Raw genomic sequence first — 18,730 nt, forward strand, 5'->3', positions numbered from 1 at the left:
GGCCTCCTTCGGGCGGACCGGCGGTGCCGGCCGTCGGTCACCGGGTCGCGGTGGCCGTCGCGGCGGGTGCCGGGGCGTGGCCGGCCGGGCGGGCCGTGAACGTGCCGCGGCCCTGGGTACGGCTGCGCAGCCGGGTCGCGTACCCGAACAGCTCGGCGAGCGGCACGGTCGCCGTGACCGTCGCGGTGCCCGCCCGGGACGTGGAGCCGGTGACGCGGCCGCGGCGGGCCGCGAGGTCGCCGAGGACGCTGCCGAGCGCGTCCTCGGGCACCGTGACGGCGACCTCGGCGACCGGCTCCAGCAGGACCATCGCGCAGGCGCGCAGGGCCTCGCGCAGGCCGAACCGGCCGGCGGTGCGGAAGGCCTGCTCGGAGGAGTCCTTCACATGCGTGGACCCGTCGGTGAGCGTCACCCGCAGCCCGGTCACCCGGTGCCCGCCGAGCGGGCCCTCGGCGAGCGCGTCCCGGCAGCCGGCCTCGACCGCGCGGACGTACTCCTGCGGCACCCGGCCGCCGGTGACGGCCGAGCGGAACACGAAGCCGGACCCGGCGTCCAGGGGCTCGACGTCGAGGACGATGTGCGCGAACTGGCCCGCGCCGCCGTCCTGTTTGACGTGCCGGTGGACGAAGCCCGTCACCCCGCGCGCCACCGTCTCCCGGTAACTGACCTGCGGGCGGCCGACGTTCACCTCCAGACCGTGGTCGCGCCGCAGCTTCTCCGCCGCGACCTCCAGGTGCAGTTCGCCCCGGCCGGACAGGACCGTCTGCCCGGTCTCCGCATCGGTGCGCAAGACCAGTGAGGGGTCCTCCTCCGCCAGCCGGGCGAGCGCCCCGGCGAGCCGTTCGGTGTCGGTGGCGCGGCGCGCCTCGACCGCGACGGACACGACCGGTTCGGCGACGTTCGGCGGTTCCAGGACGAGCGGCGCGTCCGGCGCGCACAGGGTCGACCCGGCGCGCGCGGCCTTCAGCCCGACGACGGCGACGATGTCACCGGCGACGGCTCGCTCCAGCGGCGCGTGCCGGTCGGCCCGCACACGCAGGATCCGGCCGACGCGCTCGGTGCGGCGGGCGCCCGCGTCCCACACGGTGTCTCCCTTCTCGATCGTTCCGGAGTAGATCCGCAGGTAGGTCAGGCGTCCGGTCGGCGTGGCCTGCACCTTGAACGCCAGGGCGGCCAGCGGCGCCGCCGGGTCGGCGGGCCTGCGCTGGACCACACCGTCGTGCATACCGTCGACCGGCGGCCGGTCGGCCGGCGACGGCAGCCAGGCCACCACCGCGTCCAGCAGCGGCTCGACCCCGCGGTTGCGGTAGGCCGAGCCGCACAGCACGACGACACCCTCACCGCTGCCGGTCAGGTCGCGCAGGGCGCCGCGCAGGGTCGGCACGGACAGCCGCGAGGTCGCGCAGAACTCCTCCAGCGCGCCCGCGTGCAGCTCGGCCACCTGCTCCTCCAGCAGCCGCCGGCGCCGCCCGGCCTCCGCGCGCAGCTCCTGCGGCACCGGTCCCACGCTCATGCCGTCCTGCCCGTCGGCCCAGGTCAGCGCCCGCATCTCCAGCAGGTCGACGACCCCGGTGAAGGCGTCCTCCGCGCCGATGGGCAGCTGCACGACCAGCGGGGCCGGGTGCAGCCGCTCCCGGAGGGAGGCGACGGCCGCGTCCAGGTCGGCTCCGGCCCGGTCCAGCTTGTTGACGAAGGCGATCCTGGGCACCCCGTGCCGGTCGGCCTGCCGCCACACCGCCTCGCTCTGCGGCTCGACGCCCGCCACGGCGTCGAACACGGCGACGGCGCCGTCCAGGACGCGCAGCGAACGCTCCACCTCGTCGGCGAAGTCGACGTGCCCGGGGGTGTCGATCAGGTTGATGCGGTGCCCGTCCCAGGCGCAGCTGACGGCCGCGGCGAAGATGGTGATGCCGCGGTCCCGCTCCTGCGGGTCGAAGTCGGTGACGGTGGTGCCGTCGTGGACCTCGCCGCGCTTGTGCGTGGTGCCGGTGGCATACAGGATCCGCTCGGTGACGGTGGTCTTGCCGGCGTCGACGTGGGCCAGGATGCCCAGGTTGCGAACGGCGGCGAGCGGGTGGGCGACGGTACGGTCGAAGGTGTTGGTGGTGCGCACGGCCCTTGGCCTTTCGTGTGGTGCGACAAAAGGGGCAGCGCGATTTCCCGGACGGAAGGTCAGAAGTACGCGGAACAGAGCGGGTCGGCGTACTCAGGCGGGCGTCGCGGGCATCCGGTACCGGCCGCGCAGCGGGCACCGGACGGCACGAGACACCAGGATCACCTCGTAACGGGCGCGGGGAACGGCGACAGCGGTGCGGTCACGCACGGCCGGGCTCCCCTCACTCGTCGAACAGCGGCGCACCGCCCGGTCGTTGAGGGGCGGCGCGCGATGGCGTTGTGAGTGTAGGGAGGCGGGGCGGCGGGAGGCACATGGTTTTCCCAGCGAGTTGCCGCCCCGCGCCGCCCCCTCAGCCGGGAGGCACATGGTTTTCCCCGGCCGGTGACCGCCCCCGGCCGCACCCGCCACCCCCGCTGCCCCCTCAGCCCGCGGCCCCCGGAACGTCGTAGAACCGCCGCCGCACGCGCCGCAGCCATGCCTCGGCGGGACGTTCGTCGGGGTGGTCGGGCAGTGCGCTCGGCGTCTCGTCGAAGGCGGTCTCGAAGCGGCGCAGCAGCGGTTCGGCGGTCGTGGGGTCGGCGGCGACCTGCTCACCGAACCGGTGGTAGGCGTCGGGGTCGTCGACGCGGATCGTCAGCCGGCCGGTGGCGTACAGCTCGAAGCCCTGCGTGCACAGCCGCTTGAGGTGCCGGGCGTGCTTGGCGGTGCGGCGGGACGCCTCGTCGGTGGCGCCGCGGGAGATCAGCTTGCGGAACTGCTGGGTGGCGTATCCGAGGTAGGCGTCCCGCACCCGGCGGGCGCTCAGGAACGACGTGCGGATGCCGATGAGTTCCTCGCCGAGCGGCGTCCGCACCTCGTACAACTCCTCGGGCAGCCAGACGAGTTCCATCACGGTCGGGTTGCCGCCGAGCGCGAGCCGGCACCACTTGGCGGCCTCGTGCAGGGTGCGGTCGGGTGCCGTGCCGACGTGGGACTCGGCGGGCCGGCGCAGGCCGTGCAGCTCCTCTGTGGGTGCGGCGAACAGGCCGAGCCGGTCGATGTCGGAGCCCTCGTGGGCGAGGCCGTAGGCGGTCGAGCCGACCACGCCCGACAGCAGGATGTTCCTCACGGCGGTCATGGATCCCCCCGGTGGTGCGCTCTCACCCGCGCCGGACAGGCGCGGCGCAGGCGCCCATGATGCCGGGCGGCGCGCCCCGCCCACCTCGCATTTTCCGCGCCGGTCAGGCGGAGGGGCGGCCGGTGAGCCCGACGAGCTTGCCGACCCTGCGGCCCTCCTCCAGGTCACGGTGGGCGGTGCGGATGTCGTCGAGGGCGTAGGTGTGGACGGGGCCGAGGCCGATCTCGCCGGCGGCGATGCGGTCCAGGTAGGTCTGCAGGACGGGGGCGGGCAGGTCGCTCGCGTCCCCGCCGTAGGCCGTGAGCCGTACGCCGGTGGGCAGGTAGCCGATGGGGTAGAAGTCGGGCACGGTCCACTCGTTGGAGAGCATGCCGGTGAAGCAGACGGTGCCGTGGACGCGGGTGGCGCGCAGGGTGTCGGGCAGGGTCGGGGTGCCGACCAGCTCCAGGGCCGCGTCCACCCCCTCGGGGAGGAGCCGCCGGACCTGCGCGGCGACGTCGCCGTCGTCGAGCAGGGGGTGGTCGACGCCTTGGCGCTTGAGGTCGTCGAGGCGTTCGGGACGGCGGCTGGTGGCGAGCAGGGTGGCGCCGAGGTCCTTGGCGAGGGCGGCGGTGGCCAGGCCGAGGGCGGAGGTGCCGCCGCGGATGAGCAGGGTCTGCCCGGCCCGCAGGTCGAGGCCGGTGGTGAGGGAGCCGTAGGCGGTCTGGAGGGTCTCGGGTACGGCGCCGAGCGTTGCCCACGGCAGGTCGGAGCGGAACGGCACGATCTGGGCGCGGGGTACGACGGTGTACTCGGCGTAGCCGCCGTCGAAGACGCGCCCCATGCCGCCCATGAGCGCGGCGACCTGCTGTCCCGGCGGCAGCAGTCCGTCGGGGTCGGCGTCCACGGTCCCGACGGCCTCGATGCCGGGCACCCGGGGGAAGGTGACGCCCTCGGCGAGGCCGAGCCGGGTGTGCAGCTCGGACCGGTTCAGCCCGAACGCCTCGACCTTGATCCGCACCCACCCGCGCTCCGGCTCCGGCAGGGGCAGCTCCCGCAGGTGCAGCCGGGTCACGGGGCCGGGCTCGTCGAGGACGACGGCTCGCATGGTGGCGGTCATGGACGCTCCCTGACTAGCTCGAATCGAGGTACCTCGTGGGATGCTACCTCGATTCGAGGTGAGGGGGCGAGAAAAAACCCCGGGCGGATCGAGCCGTGCTCGACCCGCCCGGGGTTCGTGGTGTCCGAGGGGGGACTTGAACCCCCACGCCCGATAAAGGGCACTAGCACCTCAAGCTAGCGCGTCTGCCATTCCGCCACCCGGACCAGGTGTCTGTCGCTCGCGTGGGTGTTCCCCGCGGCGACACGGACAACCATACCAAGCTTTGGGAGTGCGTTTCACCTGCGTATCCTTCCGGCCTGACCGGCCCGGTCGGCGTGGCCGCGGGTCACGGGAGCGGCAGCGGGGCGCCGCCCGTGGTCATGTCCGCGGCGACCGCGCGGACCTTGCGGCCCTGCTTGCGGGAGAGCGCGACGAGCAGCTGGAACGCGGTGCCCTCGTCGCAGCCGCGCACGGCCATGAGCATGCCCTTGGCGCGTTCGATCAGGGCGCGGCCCTCCAGGGCCTCCTTCAGCTGGCGGTTCTCGGTGCGCAGCGCCTCCAGCTCGTCGACCAGGGCGAAGACCGCGCGCAGCGCCTCCAGCAGGGCGGTGGCGTGGTCCCGGGGTGGTCCGGGCTCGACGCCCGGCGGTTCGTCGAGGGGCATACCGGCCATCTTTCGGGACCGACCGGGAAACGCAGCAGTGTTTCCGTGGGAAATGCGACGAATTTTCCCGGCGCGTAGTCAATGGCGTAGGTCTGGCTACGTATGGACGGGGCCGGTGGGACGATTGCGTCTCCTGAGACGCAAAGCGTTCGAAGCAGGTAAACAACAGGCTAATTACGGACGTAAGCCGACCGAATCCCCGACGAACGGTGGGAGCCCGCTGCTAGCCTCTGGCCACCGCTCCTGACCGCGGAGCCCGGGTGCGCCCCGCGCACCCGATGCACCTCCCGTCACCTCCCCGCGTCGCGTCGAGCCCGTACGCCGCGAGGGTCACCGCTCACTCCCGCCGCCCCGTCCCACGGGCGGCACCGGTGTCCGTCGTGTCGCTGCGCCGACGGCCCATGTCCAGGGGGGCTCTCATGACGCACGTCGTCCCATCCCGTCCGGCTGCCCGCACAGGCGCGGACGGCCCACCCGTACCGGAACCCACCGACGGCGGTCCCGCCGCACCGAATCCCGCCGACGGCAGTCCCGCCGAACCGGACCCCGCTGACGGCGACTCCGCCGTCCTGGAGCTCGGCGGGGGCGGCGGCCCCGCCGGGCCGCCCCGCCTCACCGTCGTCGTCCCCACCCGCGACGAGCGGGAGAGCGTCCCGCTGCTGCTCGACCGGCTCGGGCCGGCCCTTTCCGGGCTCGGCGCCGAGATCCTCTTCGCGGACGACAGCGACGACGACACCGTCACGGAGCTGACCGCCCTCGCCCCGCGCTGCCCGGTCCCCGTGCGGCTGCTGCACCGGACGCCCGGCACGCGCGGCGGCGGCCTCTCGGGGGCCGTCGTCGCGGGCATCCGGGCCGCGCGCGGCGGCTGGGTCCTGGTGATGGACGCCGACCTCCAGCACCCGCCGCAGGCCGCCGCGGTGCTGGCGCGGACCGCGATGCGGGAGGGCGTCGACATCGCCGTCGGCACCCGGTACGCGGGCACCGGCCGCTCCGGCGGCCTCGCCGGGGCCGGTCGGCAGGCCACCTCCTCCACGGCGACCCGGCTGGTCAAGGCGGCCTTCCCGCGCCGGCTCGCCACCGTCAGCGACCCGCTCAGCGGACTGTTCGCCTTCCGCCGCGACGCCGTCGACCCCGCGCTGCTGCGCCCGGTCGGCTTCAAGATCCTGCTGGAGATCCTCGTACGGCACCCCGCCGCCCGCGTCGCCGAGGTCGCCTACGCCTTCGCGCCCCGGCAGGCGGGCCGCTCCAAGGCCTCCCTGCGCGAGGGGCTGGCGTTCGTCCGGCATGTGGCGCGGCTGCGGCACTCGGTGGCCGGCGGGCAGCGTCAGCTGGCACGGATGGCCGCGTTCGGGCTGGTCGGGGCGAGCGGCATCGCCGTCAACACCGCCGCACTGTGGCTGTTCTTCGAGGTGCTGGGCCTGCACCACCTGCTGGGCGCGGCCCTCGCCACGCAGTTCTCCACCGCCTGGAACTTCGCCCTGACCGATACCGCCGTCTACCGGCGCGGGCACCGCCGGGGCCGCCGGCCCGGGCGGGCGGGACGGTTCTTCGCCCTGAACAACCTGCTGCTGCTCGCCCGGCTGCCGCTGCTGCAGTGGCTGGTCCTGGCCGGCACCGGTGTGCTGACCGCCAACGCGCTCACCCTCGTGCTGCTGTTCGCGCTGCGCTTCCTCGTCAGCGACCGGCTGATCTACCGCGCGGGCGAGGCGAAGGTACGGCGCCGCGACCCGGTGAAGCTGCTCGTCGACCCCGACGCCGCCGCGGCGCCGCCGCCGCACCGCAGGCGCTCCGGCTATCTGCCCTACCGGTACGACGTCGCCGGCACCGTCACCATCGGCTCCCAGATCCGGCTGCCGGAGCTGGAGTTCTTCCGGGCGCAGTGGGTCCCGGACGCCGACGTCGACATCGCCGTACGCGTCGGGGACGTCGGACGGCGCAGGCCACGCGGGCGGGCGGCGCTCACCGAGGACCACAGCGGATCGGCCGCGCTGCGCTACGAGGAGCACCTGGGCCGGCTCGGCGCCAACTTCCGGGTGCGGCTCGGCCCGCCCATCACCGTCGAGGTCGGCCCCCTGCTGGCCCGCTCCCCGCACGTGGTCTACACGAACGTCGTCGAGGCGCTGCTCAGGTTCGTGCTGATCTCACGCGGCCGGATGCTGCTGCACTCCGCGTGCGTGGAGCTGGACGGGCGCGGCGTGATGCTGTCGGCGCTCACCGACACCGGCAAGACGGCGACCGTGCTGCGGCTGCTGCGCGAGCACGGCGGGCGGTTCCTGTCGGACGACATGACGGTCGTCGACGCGAGCGGGCGGGCGGTGTGCTTCCCGAAGCCGCTCACCATCAGCGCGCACACGCTGCGGGCCGTGCACGCCGAGGACCTGACCCGCGGCGAGTGGCGGCGCCTGGCGCTGCAGTCGCGGCTGCACAGCAAGGGCGGCCGGTCGATCGCGCTGCTGCTGTCCCGGTTCAACCTGCCGATCATGGGCATCAACGCGCTCACCCAGATCCTGGTGCCGCCGCCGAAGTACAGCGTGGACCGGCTGGTGCCGTGCCGGCTCGGGTCGAGCACCGAGGTGAAGGACCTCTTCGTCATCGAGCGCGGCGCCCCGGACCTGTACGACCTGGACCCGGCCGAGGCGCTGGAGCGGATGCTGGCCAACACCGAGGACGCCTACGGCTTCCCGCCCTACCGGCACCTCGCGCCCGCGCTGCGCGTCGGCGGCCTCGACCACGCCGAACTGCGGGCCCGGGAGCGGGAGATCCTCGCCGGGTTCCTGTCCGGGGTGCGCACCCGCGTACTGGCCTCGGACTGCTTCGGCTGGGCCGACGAGATACCCCGCCTGCTGGCCGGCGAGGAGTCCGCCGCACCCGTGCGGACGGCCGAGGCCTGGCCCCGCTGGGACCTGCGGACCTTCCCGGCGGCATGACCGACCGCTCCGTGCTCCCGGCGGGAGCACCCAGAACCGCCCCGGCGCCGACTCCCTCCGGCGCCGGGGTGCCCGCCGCCCTGCCCCTGGCCGCCGTCCTGCTGCTGGCGGCCGGGCTGCGGCTGTGGCGGCTGACCGCGACCGGCTTCAACAGCGACGAGGCCGTGTACACCGCTACGGCCGCCTCCCTCGCCGGGGACGAGCAACTCGGCGCGCTGTTCCCGGTGTTCCGGGCGCACCCGGTGCTGTTCCAGTCGCTGCTCTCGCTCGCGCTGCGGATCCACGGCGGCGACGGCACGGCCCGCGCGGTGCCGGCGCTGCTCGGCGTGGCGACGGTGGCCGTGACGTACGCGCTGGGGCGGCGGCTGTACGGCCGCGCGGCCGGGCTGGTCGCCGCGCTGCTGCTGGCGGTGATGCCGTACCACGTCGTCGTCAGCCGCCAGGTGCTGCTCGACGGCCCGATGACACTGTGCGCGACGGGCACCCTGTACTGCGTGGTGCGGTACGCCGAGTCGCCCGCCCCGCGGTGGCTCATGGCGGCGGGTGGCACGCTGGGGCTGACGGTGCTGGCGAAGGAGACGTCGCTCGTGCTGCTCGGCTCGCTGTACGCGTTCTTCGCGCTCACGCCGGCGGTGCGCACCCGTGGACGGGCCCTGCTGCCGGCGCTGGCCGCGCTGGCGGTGGTGGCGCTCGCGCATCCGCTGGCGCAGGCGGTGTCCGGGCACGCGCAGGCGGGCGGCAGCTATCTGCTGTGGCAGATGTTCCGCCGCGCCAACCATCCCTACGACTTCTACGTGCGTGAAGTCCCCTGGTCCATGGGCCCGTTGGCGGTGCTGGCGGCGGGGGCGGGGCTGGTGTGGCTGCGGCGGGAGAACACCTGGCGGGAGCGGCTGCTGGTGTGCTGGGTGGCGGTGCCCGCGCTGTTCTTCACGGTGTGGCCGGTGAAGGGCTTCCAGTACCTGGTGCCCGCCGCGCCGGTGTGCGCGGTGCTCGCGGCGCGGACGCTGACCGGGCTGCCGCGGACCTTGCGCGCACCGGCCCAGGCGTCGTGGGCCGGGGCCGTGCGGCGGGTCGTCGCCGTGGTGGCCGTCGCGGTGGTGGCGGTGTCGCTGGCGGTGCCGGCGTGGGCCAGGATCCCGCCGCAGACCTCCACCCGGTTCCTGGCCGGCACCGGAGGCCTGCCGGGCGGGCGGGAGGCCGGGCTGTGGGTGCGCGCGCACGCCCCGGACGGCGCGCGGCTGCTGGCGATCGGCCCGTCCATGGCCAACGTCGTGCAGTACTACGGGCTGCGGCCGGTCTCCGCGCTGTCCGTCTCCCCCGACCCGGCGCGCCGCAACCCCAGTTACCGCGCCGTCCCCAACCCGGACCGGGCGTTGCGCGACGGGGACTTCCAGTACCTGGTGTGGGACGCGTACACGGCCCGCCGTACGCCCTTCTTCACCGCCCAGCTGGAGAAACTGACGGTCCGTTACCACGGGGCGGCGGTGTTCCGGGTGAACGACCTGCGCGGTGATCCGGTCGTGGTGGTCTACCGGGTGAGGGCGTCATGAGGGCGCCGGGCGCCGCGCTGCTGCTGGCCCTGCTGCTCGCAGCCGTGGGCGGCGGCCCTGCGGCGGCCCGAGAGTCGGCGGGCGGGGCGGCGGGCGGTCCGGTAGGCGGGACGCGCACGCCCGTCCAGCACTTCGTGTACGTCCTGCAGGGCGACCGCACCTTCGACCACTACTTCGGCACCTACCCGGGCGCCGACGGGCTGACGGCGGGGCTGCGTCAGCCCGTCGAGCCGGGACGTCCCGAGCGGGGCACGGTCGCGCCCTATCCGCTGCACGGCACCGCCCCCGCGGCGCCCGGCGCGGGGCCGCGGCTGGTGCGGCAGCAGTACGACGGCGGCCGGATGGACGCCTTCGTCGCCGCCTTCACCCGGCAGGGCCGCGACGGACGCCTGGCCATGGGCCACTACGACCGCCGTGACCTGCCCTTCCACTGGAACGCCGCCGACCGCTACGAGCTGTTCGACCACTTCTTCGCCTCCTCCCTCGACGGCACCCGCGCCAACCGCGCCCACTGGGTCACCGGCACCCCGGAGCTGACCGGCCCGACCGTCTTCGACCGGCTGGAGGAGGCGGGCGTGAGCTGGAAGTTCTATGTGCAGAACTACGACCCGCGGGCCACCTACCGCGCCGCGGGCGGGCTGTCGACGCAGCCGCTGCGCGTCCCGCTGCTCGCCGTCCCCCGGTTCGTCGACGACCCGCGGCTGCCCGCGCACATCGTGGACCTCGGCACCTACTACCGGGACCTGGAGGCCGGCACGCTGCCCGCGGTGGCGTTCGTCGCGCCCTCGGGTGCGGCCGAGCGCTCCGCGCGGTCGGTGGCGGCCGGGCAGCGGCTGCTGCGGGAGCTGACCACCCAGCTGATGGTGAGCCGGTACTGGCCGTCGTCCGCGCTGCTGTGGTCCTACGACGGCTCCGGCGGCTGGTACGACCATGTCCGCCCGCCGGCCGGGCTGGGGCTGCGGGTGCCCGCGCTGCTGGTCGGCCCGTACGTGCCGCGCGGCGTGGTGCAGCACGGCCGGTTCGAGGCGGCGAGCGCGCTGCGGTTCGTGGTGGAGAACTGGCGGCTGCGACCGCTGGGCGGGCGGGCCGGCACTGCGCGCAGCCTCGCCGACGCCTTCCGCTTCGACGCCCCGCCGCGCCGCGCGGAGCTGATCCCGGACGGCGAGCCGGGCACGGCGGCGCTGCCGGTGGTGCGGCGGCCCCGGCCCGGACCGGTGTATGCGATCTACGGAATGGCGTCCGCGGTCGTCGCGGGCCTGCTGTGGGGGGCGGTGCGGCCCCGATGGCGTACCTCGTGAGCCGGCTGCTGCTGCTCGGGGCGGTGGTGGTGGCGGCGGTGGCGGGGCTGGTGCCGACGCCGGCCGCGGCGGCGACGCCGGTGACCGTCACCGTGCGCACCACGCCGCAGTTGGCGGGGGTGCGGTTCGTCTTCGACGGGCGGGCGGCCGTGACCGGCGCGGACGGCGCGGTGCGGTTCACCGGCGGGCACGACCGCGCCGGGCACACCCTGGGCGTCGACGACGGCGGGCTGTCCTTCGCCGACCGCCGGTTCTCCTTCGCCCGGTGGGCCGGGCAGCGCGATCCCGACCAGGCGTTCCGGCGCACGGTCGGCGGGCTGCCGCTGCGCCGCGACTACACGGTCACCGCGGCGTTCACGGCCCGGTTCCGGGTGACGGTGCGCTGCGTCGACCAGGACGGGACGGCCGTACCGCGCGAGCGGGTGCCGTATGTGACCGTGCGCGCGGACACCGGGCAGACGCTGCGGCTGCCGGTGGCGCGGCCGGTGTGGCTGGACGGGCTGCTGCCGGTGTACCGGCGCAGTGTCCTCGGCAGCCGGGCGATCGTCTACAGCCTGCAGTCGGCGGTCGCCCACGGCGCGAACACCGTGGACGCCGGACGGCAGCGGTTCGCTCCCGCGCGGGTGCGTCAGGCCGTCTTCACCACGCCCTTCCACGATCTGACCGTGTCGGCGCGGGACGCGGTGTTCGGGTCGGCCGCGGGCCGCGCGGCGCGGGTGACGCTGCCGGACGGGTCGGTGCGCCAGGTGCCGTTCGGCGCGGACCGCACGGCCACGCTGCGGGGCCTGCCGCACGGGCAGTACCGCGTCGAGGTGACCGGCGGGCGGGGGCTGCGGGCGGACCGGCTGGTGCGGCTGTCCCGGACGCAGACCGTGCGGGTCCGCGTGGTCAGCCGCGCGGACCTGGCCGTCGCGGGCGGCACGGTCGTGCTGTTCGCGGCGGGCCTGCTGCTGGCCGGGCGGCGGCTGCGGGCCGGACGGGGCGGTGCGGGATGAGGGAGGGCGACGGCGGTCCCGCGAAGCGGACGCCGGGTGCGGGCCGGCCGGGGCGCAGCCGGATGACGGGCGCGACGGCTGTCGTGCGGGGCGGGCGGCGGGTGTGGGTCGCCGTGCTGCTGCTCCTGCTGGTGTCGGTGGGGGCGCCGCCGTCCGGCGGCGGGGCCGCGGCGGCCGTCCCGGCGGCCGGCGGAGCCCGTCCCCCGCTGCTCGCCTACTACTACCAGTGGTTCCAGCGGTCCTCGTGGCAGCGGGCCAAGACCGACGCACCGCGGCTCGGGCCGTACTCCAGCGACGACGCCTCCGTGGTCCGTACGCACATCGCGTGGGCGAAGGCGGCCGGCATCGACGGGTTCGTGGTCAGCTGGAAGTCGACGCGGGTCAACGACCGCCGTCTCGCCCTGCTGTTCGCCGAGGCCCGCGCGCAGCGCTTCCGGGTCGCCGTCATCTACCAGGGGCTGGACTTCCACCGCCGCCCGCTGCCGGTGGCCCGCGTCGCCGCCGACTTCCGGCTGCTGCGCGACCGGTACGCGGCCGACCCGGCGTTCTTCCGGATCGGCGGCCGGCCGCTGACCGTGTTCAGCGGCACGTGGGAGTACGCGGCGGCGGACGTCGCCCGGGTCACCGGCCCGGTGCGCGACCGGCTCATGGTGCTCGGCACCGAGAAGAACCCGGCCGGTGTGCGCCGCGTCGCCGCCGCCACCGACGGCGACGCCTACTACTGGTCGTCGGTGAACCCCGGCACCAACGACCGCCACGCGGCCAAGCTGCGCGCCATGGCCGCCGCCGTGCACGCGGCGCACGGCTGCTGGATGGCGCCGTTCGCGCCCGGCTTCGACGCCCGGCTGGTGGGCGGGACGCGGTCGGTGCCGCGGAGCGGCGGGCGCACGCTGCGCGCGGAGTACGCGGCGGCGCTGGCGTCGGACCCGGAGGTGCTGGGCCTGATCAGCTGGAACGAGTTCAGTGAGAACTCGCACGTCGAGCCGTCCCGGGCCTACGGCACCCAGGCCCTGGACACCCTGCGCGAGCTGCGCGGCGTGCCCGCGCCGCCCGCCGGATCCGCCCCCTCGGGAGCCGCCCGGCACACCTCCCCCGGCTACGGGCCCGGCCTGCTGCGCCTCGCCGGCTGTCTCGCCCTGCTGGTCGGCGCGGTCGCGGTCCTCGGCCGACGCGCGGCCGGGAAGCGGGGCGGGGGCGGAAGTCGGGGGCGGGACGGAAGCCAGGATCGGGACGGGGGCGGAGGCCGGGGCGCCGGAAGCAGAAGGGAACGAAGAGCATGAGCAGACCACCGAGACCGAGGCGGGTCCGCGGCGCCCTGTGCGCCCTCGCGCTGGGCACGGGCGCGGCGCTGGCCTTCGCGCCCGCCGCGCACGCCGATCTCCCGGGCGCCGACCCCCAGTTGACCCGCGCCCCCTACCTCTCCGACCCCACGACCGCCTCGATGCAGGTCAGCTGGGCGACCACCACCCAGAGCCGCGGCTTCGTGCGCTACGGCCCGCCCGGCGACTGCGCCGCCCGGACGGCGACCTCCGCCTCCCTCGGCTCCCCGATCACCGTCGGCACGGCACGCGAGTACGCCACGTCCGTCACCCTGACCGGCCTGAGCCCGGACACCCGGTACTGCTACCGGGTATACACCGCGGCCGGCACCGACCTGCTGGGCACGCTGCCCACCCCGTCCTTCACCACCCCCGAACCCGCGGCGGCCGCGGGTCCGTTCACCTTCGCCGTGCTGGGCGACACGGGTGAGACGACGGACTCCGGGGTGAACGACGGCTCGGTCAACGTCCACCAGGCGAATGTGCTCGACGGCATCGCGCGCAGCGGAGCCCGTTTCGTCGTGCAGACCGGGGACAACACCCATCCGGGCACCTCGCAGATCCAGTACGGGGACCTCGCCCAGACCGGGCCGGACGTCAGCGCCTGGTTCGGGCCGTCGTACTGGGCGCAGCCCGGGATGCGCGTCCCGCTGGTGGGGATCGTCGGCAACCACAGCATGACGGCGACGTACCTGGCGGTGTGGCGGCAGCAGTCGCTGGCCGCGGCCTCGGGCGGGGTGTGGGCGATGGTGGACTACCCGTCGTACCTCGGCTCGGCGGCGGTCTCCTACCCGACTACGTACTACGCCTTCACGACCGGCGGCATCCGCTTCTACCTGCTCGACACGGCGTGGGGGAACTCCAACACCGGTTCGGCGACGGGCGGTTCGTGCGGAGCGCACTGCGCGATCTACGAGCAGGACGCGCACGCGCACTGGCAGGACGCGTCGGCCGAGCATGCCTGGCTGCGGGCGGATCTCGCCGCCCATCCGGGTGTGCCGAAGTTCGCGTTCTTCCACTTCCCGCTGCGCTCGGACAGCGCGAGCGAGCCGGGTGACACCTTCCTCGCCGGTCTGGAGCAGACGCTGCTGGAGGGGGGCGTGGACCTGGTGTTCAACGGCCACTCGCACGTGTACCAGCGCAACAGCGCCGGTGACGGCCGGATCGTCTCCTACGTCACCGGGGGCGGCGGGGCGACGGTGCACTCGGTCGGTGAGAACGGCTGCTCGGCGGCCGACGCCTACGCCGTCGGCTGGTCGTACGCCCGGGACCGCGGCTCTGCGTGCGGGTCGGCGCCGGTGCCGATGGACGACGCGCAGGTGTACCACTTCCTGAAGGTGAGCGTGGACGGTACGGCGGTGACGGTCGCGCCGACGGACTCGCTTGGGCGCACGTTCGACGTGCAGACGTACACGGTCACTCCGTGACGGGAGCGGACACGGGCGCGCCGTCGGTGGCGGTGAGGGCGCGCAGCGCGCGGACGAGTGTGGTGGCGGTCTCCTCGTCGAGCGGGGCGAGGAAGCGGCGTTCGGCGGCCCGGTGGGCGCGTTCGGCGCGGCGCAGGCACTCCCGCCCGTCGGGTGTCAGTTCGACGAGGTTGCGGCGGCGGTCCTCGGTGCAGCGGCGGCGGCGTACCAGGCCGTGGTCCTCCAGGCCGTCCAGGAGGGCGGCCGTGGTGGTGCGGTCCAGGCCCAGCCGCCGCGCCGTCTGTGCCTGCGACAGGGGTGCGCCGTCGGCGAGGGCGGCGAGCACGGCGAGGTCGTGGCCGTCCACGCCGTGCGGGACGAGCGCTGCGGCGGACACTCTGGTGAGCCGGGTGTGGGCGGCGTGGAGGAGGTGGACGAGCCGGACGTCGGAGGCGAGGGGCTGCTCGTCACGGGGCATGTCGTGACTGTAGCCGGAGGTGATCGCCGGAGGTCTGCGATCACCTCCGTCGCCGGCGGCTACCTGCGGCGCAGGCGGGCGAGGTTGTCGTAGCCGATGCGGGCGTGCCGCAGGGACTGGGCGGGGTCGGTGGCGCTGGGCGCGTTGTCCTGCTCGACCATCGGGTTGTGGTAATTGCGGTGGCCGACGCGGGAGAAGAACGTCGTGTAGTCGATGACGCCGGTGCCGAACGGGACCATGTCGTAGCCCATGCCGTTGGTGGTGTTGGTGACGCCGTCCTTGGCGTGGAAGAGCGGGTAGCGCTTGTCGTACCGCTCGACCAGGCCGGCCGGGTCGAAGACGTTCGTCTGTGCGGAGCCGTCGTGGGCGGTGTAGGTGCGGAACTTGTACTGGGCGACGTGCGCCCAGAACACGTCCATCTCCAGCCAGACCAGTTGGGGGTCGGTGACGGTGAGGAAGTACTCCAGTTTGCGGACGCCGGAGCTGCGGGTGGGCCGGCCCTGGGCGTCGAGCGGGCCGCCGTCGAGGAGGAAGTTGTAGGCGGCGTCGTGGTTGTGGGTGTACAGCTTGATGCCGGCGCGGCGGGCGATCTCGCCGAGGGTGTTCCACTTGTCGGCGGCCACGTCCCAGTCGGCCTTGTAGGAGCTGGAGGTGGGGTCGCCGCCGGTGCCCATGTGGGCCATGCCGAGGATGTTCGCGATCTCCAGGTGCCTCTTGAAGGTGTCGAGGTCGGCGGTGGTCAGCGGCCAGGACGGCGGGATGAAGCCGTGGTTGCCCTGGGCGCGCAGGCCGAACTCGTCGAGCCAGCCCCGCAGGAGCTTGGCGCCTGCGACGGACTCCAGGCTCGCCCCGCCGGGGGCGTTGGCGTGCTGGCCGTAGCCGGCGAACTCGACCTGCCGGTAGCCGAAGCGGGCGAGCTGCTCGAACACGGCGCGGAACCCGGAGGGCAGCGGCGTGGACAGCGGGTCGCGGCCGATGGCGTCGCGGACGGTGTAGAGGATGATGCCGCGTCTGTCGGCGGGCACGAGCGCGTGGCCGGTGCCGGTGGGCTCGGCCGCCGGGGCCGGGGCCGCGTGCACGGGGGTCGCGCCGAGGACGGGGGCGGCGATCGCGCCCGCGGCGACGGCGGTGCAGGTGCTCAGGAAGCGGCGGCGGTCGAGGCCGAGGGTGCGGCGCAGGGGTTCGTCGCTGGTGCGGAGGTCGGTCACGGGTGCCTCTTTCCGTACGGGCCGTCGTCAAGACCGGCGAGGGTGAGCAGCAGGGACTTCACGTCGGTGGCCGCGAGGCGGTCGCCGACGGCGCGGGGGGTGGAGCACAGGAGGAGCGGACCGTCGTCGTCGCTCGCGGGGAGACGGCCGTGGCTGCCGCGCACGGGCGCGGGGTCGAGGGGTACGACCGCCATGCGGTAGCGCAGCCCGAGCTTCTTGCGGGCGAGCGCCCCGGCCGCCCTGACCTTCACGTAGGGGTCGAGGGGGTCGAGGAACAGCTCGGCCGGGTCGTAGCCGGGCTTGCGGTGGATCTCGACGAGCTGCGCGAAGTCGGGGGCGCGTGCGTCGTCGAGCCAGTAGTAGTACGTGAACCAGGCGTCCGGCGCGGCCACGGCGACGAGTTCGCCCGAGCGCGGGTGGTCCAGGTGGTGGGCCTTCTTGCCTTCGTCGTCGAGGAGCAGGTCGAGCCCGGGCAGGTCCTGGAGGGCGGCGCGGGTGGCGTCGAGGTCCCCGGGGCGGCGGACGTAGACGTGGGCGATCTGGTGGTCGGCGACGGCGAAGGCGCGGGAGGCCATCGGGTCGAGGTACTCCATGCCGTCCTGGGTGTGCACCTCCAGCAGGCCGGCGCGGCGCAGCGCGCGGTTGATGTCGACGGGGCGGCTGACGCGGGTGATGCCGTACTCGGACAGGGCGACGACGGTTCGGCCCTCGGCGCGGGCGTCGTCCAGCAGCGGGGCGAGCGCTGTGTCGAGGTCGCGGGCGGCCCGCAGGGAGCGCGGGTCGTCGGGGCCGTACCGCTGGAGGTCGTAGTCCAGGTGCGGCAGGTAACACAGTGTCAGGTCGGGGTGGCGGGTGCGCTGGATGTGGCGGGTGGCGTCGATGATCCAGCGGCTGGAGACGAGGTCGGCGCCCGGCCCCCAGAAGTGGAAGAGGGGGAACGTGCCGAGTTCGGAGGTGAGTTCGTCGTGCAGGGAGGGTGGCCGGGTGTAGCAGTCGGGTTCCTTGCGGCCGTCGGCGTAGTAGACGGGCCGCGGGGTGACGGTGTAGTCGGTGTCGGCGCCCATGGCGTACCACCAGCAGATGTTGGCGACGGTGTAGCCGGGGTGGGCGCGGCGGGCGGCGTCCCACAGCTTGTCGCCGGCGACGAGGCCGTTGTGCTGGCGCCACAGCAGGACGTCGCCGAGTTCGCGGAAGTACCAGCCGTTGCCGACGATGCCGTGTTCGCCCGGGTGGGTGCCGGTGAGGAACGTCGACTGGGCGGCGCAGGTGACCGCGGGCAGCACGGTGCCGAGGTGGGCGCGGGAGCCGGTGTCGGCGAGCGCCTTCAGGTGCGGCATGTGGGGCAGCAGGCGCGGGGTGAGGCCGACGACGTCGAGGACGAGCAGCGGGGTCGGCGCGCCGGGTGCGGTCATGGCAGCTCCTTCAGGCCGAGGTCCGTGAGCAGGTCGCGGGCGAGGGTGAGTTCGGCGGCGATGCCGTCGGCGAGCCGGTCCCGGGTGCGGGGGCGCAGCTCGGGCGGGAGGGCCTGCCAGGTGTAGGTCTCGACCTCCAGGTGGCGGGTGAGCGGGCGCGGCCCGCCGACGAGCCGGGCCAGCGCGGTCTTGAGCACGGGGAGGGTGGAGGTGAGGGGCGGGGCGGGCGCGGCGTGCAGGGGGACGTGGAAGTGGGCGCGCCAGGGCGCCGCGTCGGGCAGCGCGTCCCCGGTGAGGGCCTCGTCGAGGTCGTCGGTGCCGCGCAGGCCGGCGGCGGTGAGGGTGCGGGTCTGGTGCAGGAAGCGGGGCTCGGCGAACGCGGCGAGCGCCCGGCGCACCTCGGGCAGGTGCGGCTGCCCGGCGTGCAGCGCGGCGGACAGCTGCGCCTTGACGACGGGCACGCCGGCCTCCGTGAGGGCGTCCAGTGCGCGCCGCGGGTCCTCGAAGGAGGTGGCGAGATGGCATGTGTCCACGCAGACGCCGATCCTTGGGTGGCCGATCGCGGTCAGCGGGGCGAGGGCGTCGCCGGTGGTCTCGACGACACAGCCGGGCTCGGGTTCGAGGCCGACGCGGACCGAGCGGCCGGTCAGTTCCGCCAGCGCGTCGAGGCAGTCGGCGAGCGAGCGCAGCGCGTCGAGCGCGCGGGGCGTGCCGGGTGCGGTGCGCCAGGCCAGCGGCAGCGTGGAGATGCTGCCCTCGGTGACGTCGTCCGGCAGCAGCCCGGTCAGGACGCGCGCGAGGGCGGTGGTGTACTCCAGCCGTTCCGGGTCGGTCCAGTCCGGCCGGTAGACGCGGTACTTGACCTCGTCGGCGCCGAACCCCTCGTAGGGGAAGCCGTTGAGGGTGACCACCTCCAGACCGCGCCGGTCCAGCTCGTCCCGCAGGGTGCGCAGAGCGGAGGGGTCGGCGGCGAGGGTGCGGGCGGCGTCCCGGGCGAGCCACAGGCCGATGCCGAGCCGGTCGCGGCCGAGGCGGCGGCGGACCGGCTCGCAGTGGTCGCGCAGCTGGGCGAGGACGCCGTCGAAGGTCTCGGCGGGGTGCACGTTCGTGCAGTACGCGAGGTGGACGATGGTCCCGTCCGGGTGGCGGAAGCGCATCG

The 18,730-nt window shown here is 74.8% G+C and carries 14 protein-coding genes and 1 tRNA gene; 6 read left to right on the forward strand and 9 right to left on the reverse strand.

What is annotated here, in order from left to right; translation table 11 throughout:
- Positions 1-37 precede the first annotated feature (37 nt).
- From fusA to IE308_RS05795, 5 genes are all read right to left on the reverse strand, one after another.
- Positions 38-2,113: an elongation factor G gene (gene fusA, locus IE308_RS05775; RefSeq protein WP_190216845.1), complete on the reverse strand. Its 2,076-nt coding sequence runs from the start codon at positions 2,111-2,113 to the stop codon at positions 38-40.
- Positions 2,114-2,537: 424 nt separating this feature from the next.
- The gene (locus IE308_RS05780) at positions 2,538-3,233 is read right to left on the reverse strand and encodes a nucleotidyltransferase domain-containing protein (RefSeq protein ID WP_190216846.1); all 696 of its coding nucleotides are present in this window, start codon (positions 3,231-3,233) and stop codon (positions 2,538-2,540) included.
- 103 nt (positions 3,234-3,336) lie between these two features.
- On the reverse strand, positions 3,337-4,332 hold the full coding sequence (locus IE308_RS05785) for a zinc-binding dehydrogenase (protein WP_229908714.1): 996 nt from the start codon (positions 4,330-4,332) through the stop codon (positions 3,337-3,339).
- Between the two features lie 118 nt (positions 4,333-4,450).
- Positions 4,451-4,538: transfer RNA gene (locus IE308_RS05790), tRNA-Leu, on the reverse strand.
- Positions 4,539-4,660: 122 nt separating this feature from the next.
- Entirely contained in the window at positions 4,661-4,978 is a 318-nt protein-coding gene (locus IE308_RS05795; RefSeq protein WP_190216847.1) for an ANTAR domain-containing response regulator, read from the reverse strand.
- Positions 4,979-5,397: 419 nt separating this feature from the next.
- Between IE308_RS05795 and IE308_RS05800 the strand changes: the two genes are divergently transcribed.
- The 6 genes from IE308_RS05800 to IE308_RS05825 all read left to right on the forward strand — a co-directional run bounded on the left by IE308_RS05800 (position 5,398) and on the right by IE308_RS05825 (position 14,494).
- Positions 5,398-7,905, forward strand: a complete 2,508-nt coding sequence (locus tag IE308_RS05800) for a glycosyltransferase (protein WP_190216848.1) — start codon at positions 5,398-5,400, stop codon at positions 7,903-7,905.
- On the forward strand, positions 7,902-9,455 hold the full coding sequence (locus IE308_RS05805) for an ArnT family glycosyltransferase (protein ID WP_190216849.1): 1,554 nt from the start codon (positions 7,902-7,904) through the stop codon (positions 9,453-9,455). Before IE308_RS05800 ends, IE308_RS05805 begins: the two co-directional genes overlap by 4 nt.
- Positions 9,452-10,753, forward strand: coding sequence for an alkaline phosphatase family protein (locus tag IE308_RS05810; RefSeq protein WP_190216850.1), 1,302 nt, complete (start codon positions 9,452-9,454; stop codon positions 10,751-10,753). The genes IE308_RS05805 and IE308_RS05810 overlap by 4 nt, the downstream gene beginning before the upstream one ends.
- Entirely contained in the window at positions 10,738-11,748 is a 1,011-nt protein-coding gene (locus IE308_RS05815; RefSeq protein ID WP_190216851.1) for a hypothetical protein, read from the forward strand. The genes IE308_RS05810 and IE308_RS05815 overlap by 16 nt, the downstream gene beginning before the upstream one ends.
- 62 nt (positions 11,749-11,810) lie before the next feature.
- Entirely contained in the window at positions 11,811-13,028 is a 1,218-nt protein-coding gene (locus IE308_RS05820) for an endo-1,3-alpha-glucanase family glycosylhydrolase (protein WP_190216852.1), read from the forward strand.
- Positions 13,025-14,494 (forward strand): purple acid phosphatase family protein, encoded by a 1,470-nt coding sequence (locus IE308_RS05825; protein ID WP_190216853.1) that lies wholly within the window; start codon positions 13,025-13,027, stop codon positions 14,492-14,494. The genes IE308_RS05820 and IE308_RS05825 overlap by 4 nt, the downstream gene beginning before the upstream one ends.
- Here the strand turns inward: IE308_RS05825 and IE308_RS05830 are convergent.
- The 4 genes from IE308_RS05830 to eboE are packed head-to-tail and all read right to left on the reverse strand — an operon-like array spanning position 14,484 to position 18,728.
- Positions 14,484-14,951 (reverse strand): MarR family winged helix-turn-helix transcriptional regulator, encoded by a 468-nt coding sequence (locus IE308_RS05830; RefSeq protein ID WP_190216854.1) that lies wholly within the window; start codon positions 14,949-14,951, stop codon positions 14,484-14,486. The two genes, IE308_RS05825 and IE308_RS05830, sit on opposite strands and share 11 nt — an antisense overlap.
- 59 nt (positions 14,952-15,010) lie before the next feature.
- On the reverse strand, positions 15,011-16,159 hold the full coding sequence (locus IE308_RS05835; protein WP_190216855.1) for a sugar phosphate isomerase/epimerase family protein: 1,149 nt from the start codon (positions 16,157-16,159) through the stop codon (positions 15,011-15,013).
- Positions 16,156-17,571: an alkaline phosphatase family protein gene (locus IE308_RS05840; RefSeq protein ID WP_190216856.1), complete on the reverse strand. Its 1,416-nt coding sequence runs from the start codon at positions 17,569-17,571 to the stop codon at positions 16,156-16,158. The genes IE308_RS05835 and IE308_RS05840 overlap by 4 nt, the downstream gene beginning before the upstream one ends.
- Positions 17,568-18,728 carry a metabolite traffic protein EboE gene (gene eboE, locus IE308_RS05845; protein WP_190216857.1) on the reverse strand — a complete coding sequence of 387 codons (1,161 nt, stop codon included), beginning with the start codon at positions 18,726-18,728 and terminating at the stop codon, positions 17,568-17,570. Before eboE ends, IE308_RS05840 begins: the two co-directional genes overlap by 4 nt.
- Positions 18,729-18,730: the final 2 nt, after the last annotated feature.

The organism is Streptomyces griseosporeus, assembly GCF_014656055.1.
GTDB classification, from domain to species: Bacteria; Actinomycetota; Actinomycetes; order Streptomycetales; family Streptomycetaceae; genus Streptomyces; species Streptomyces griseosporeus.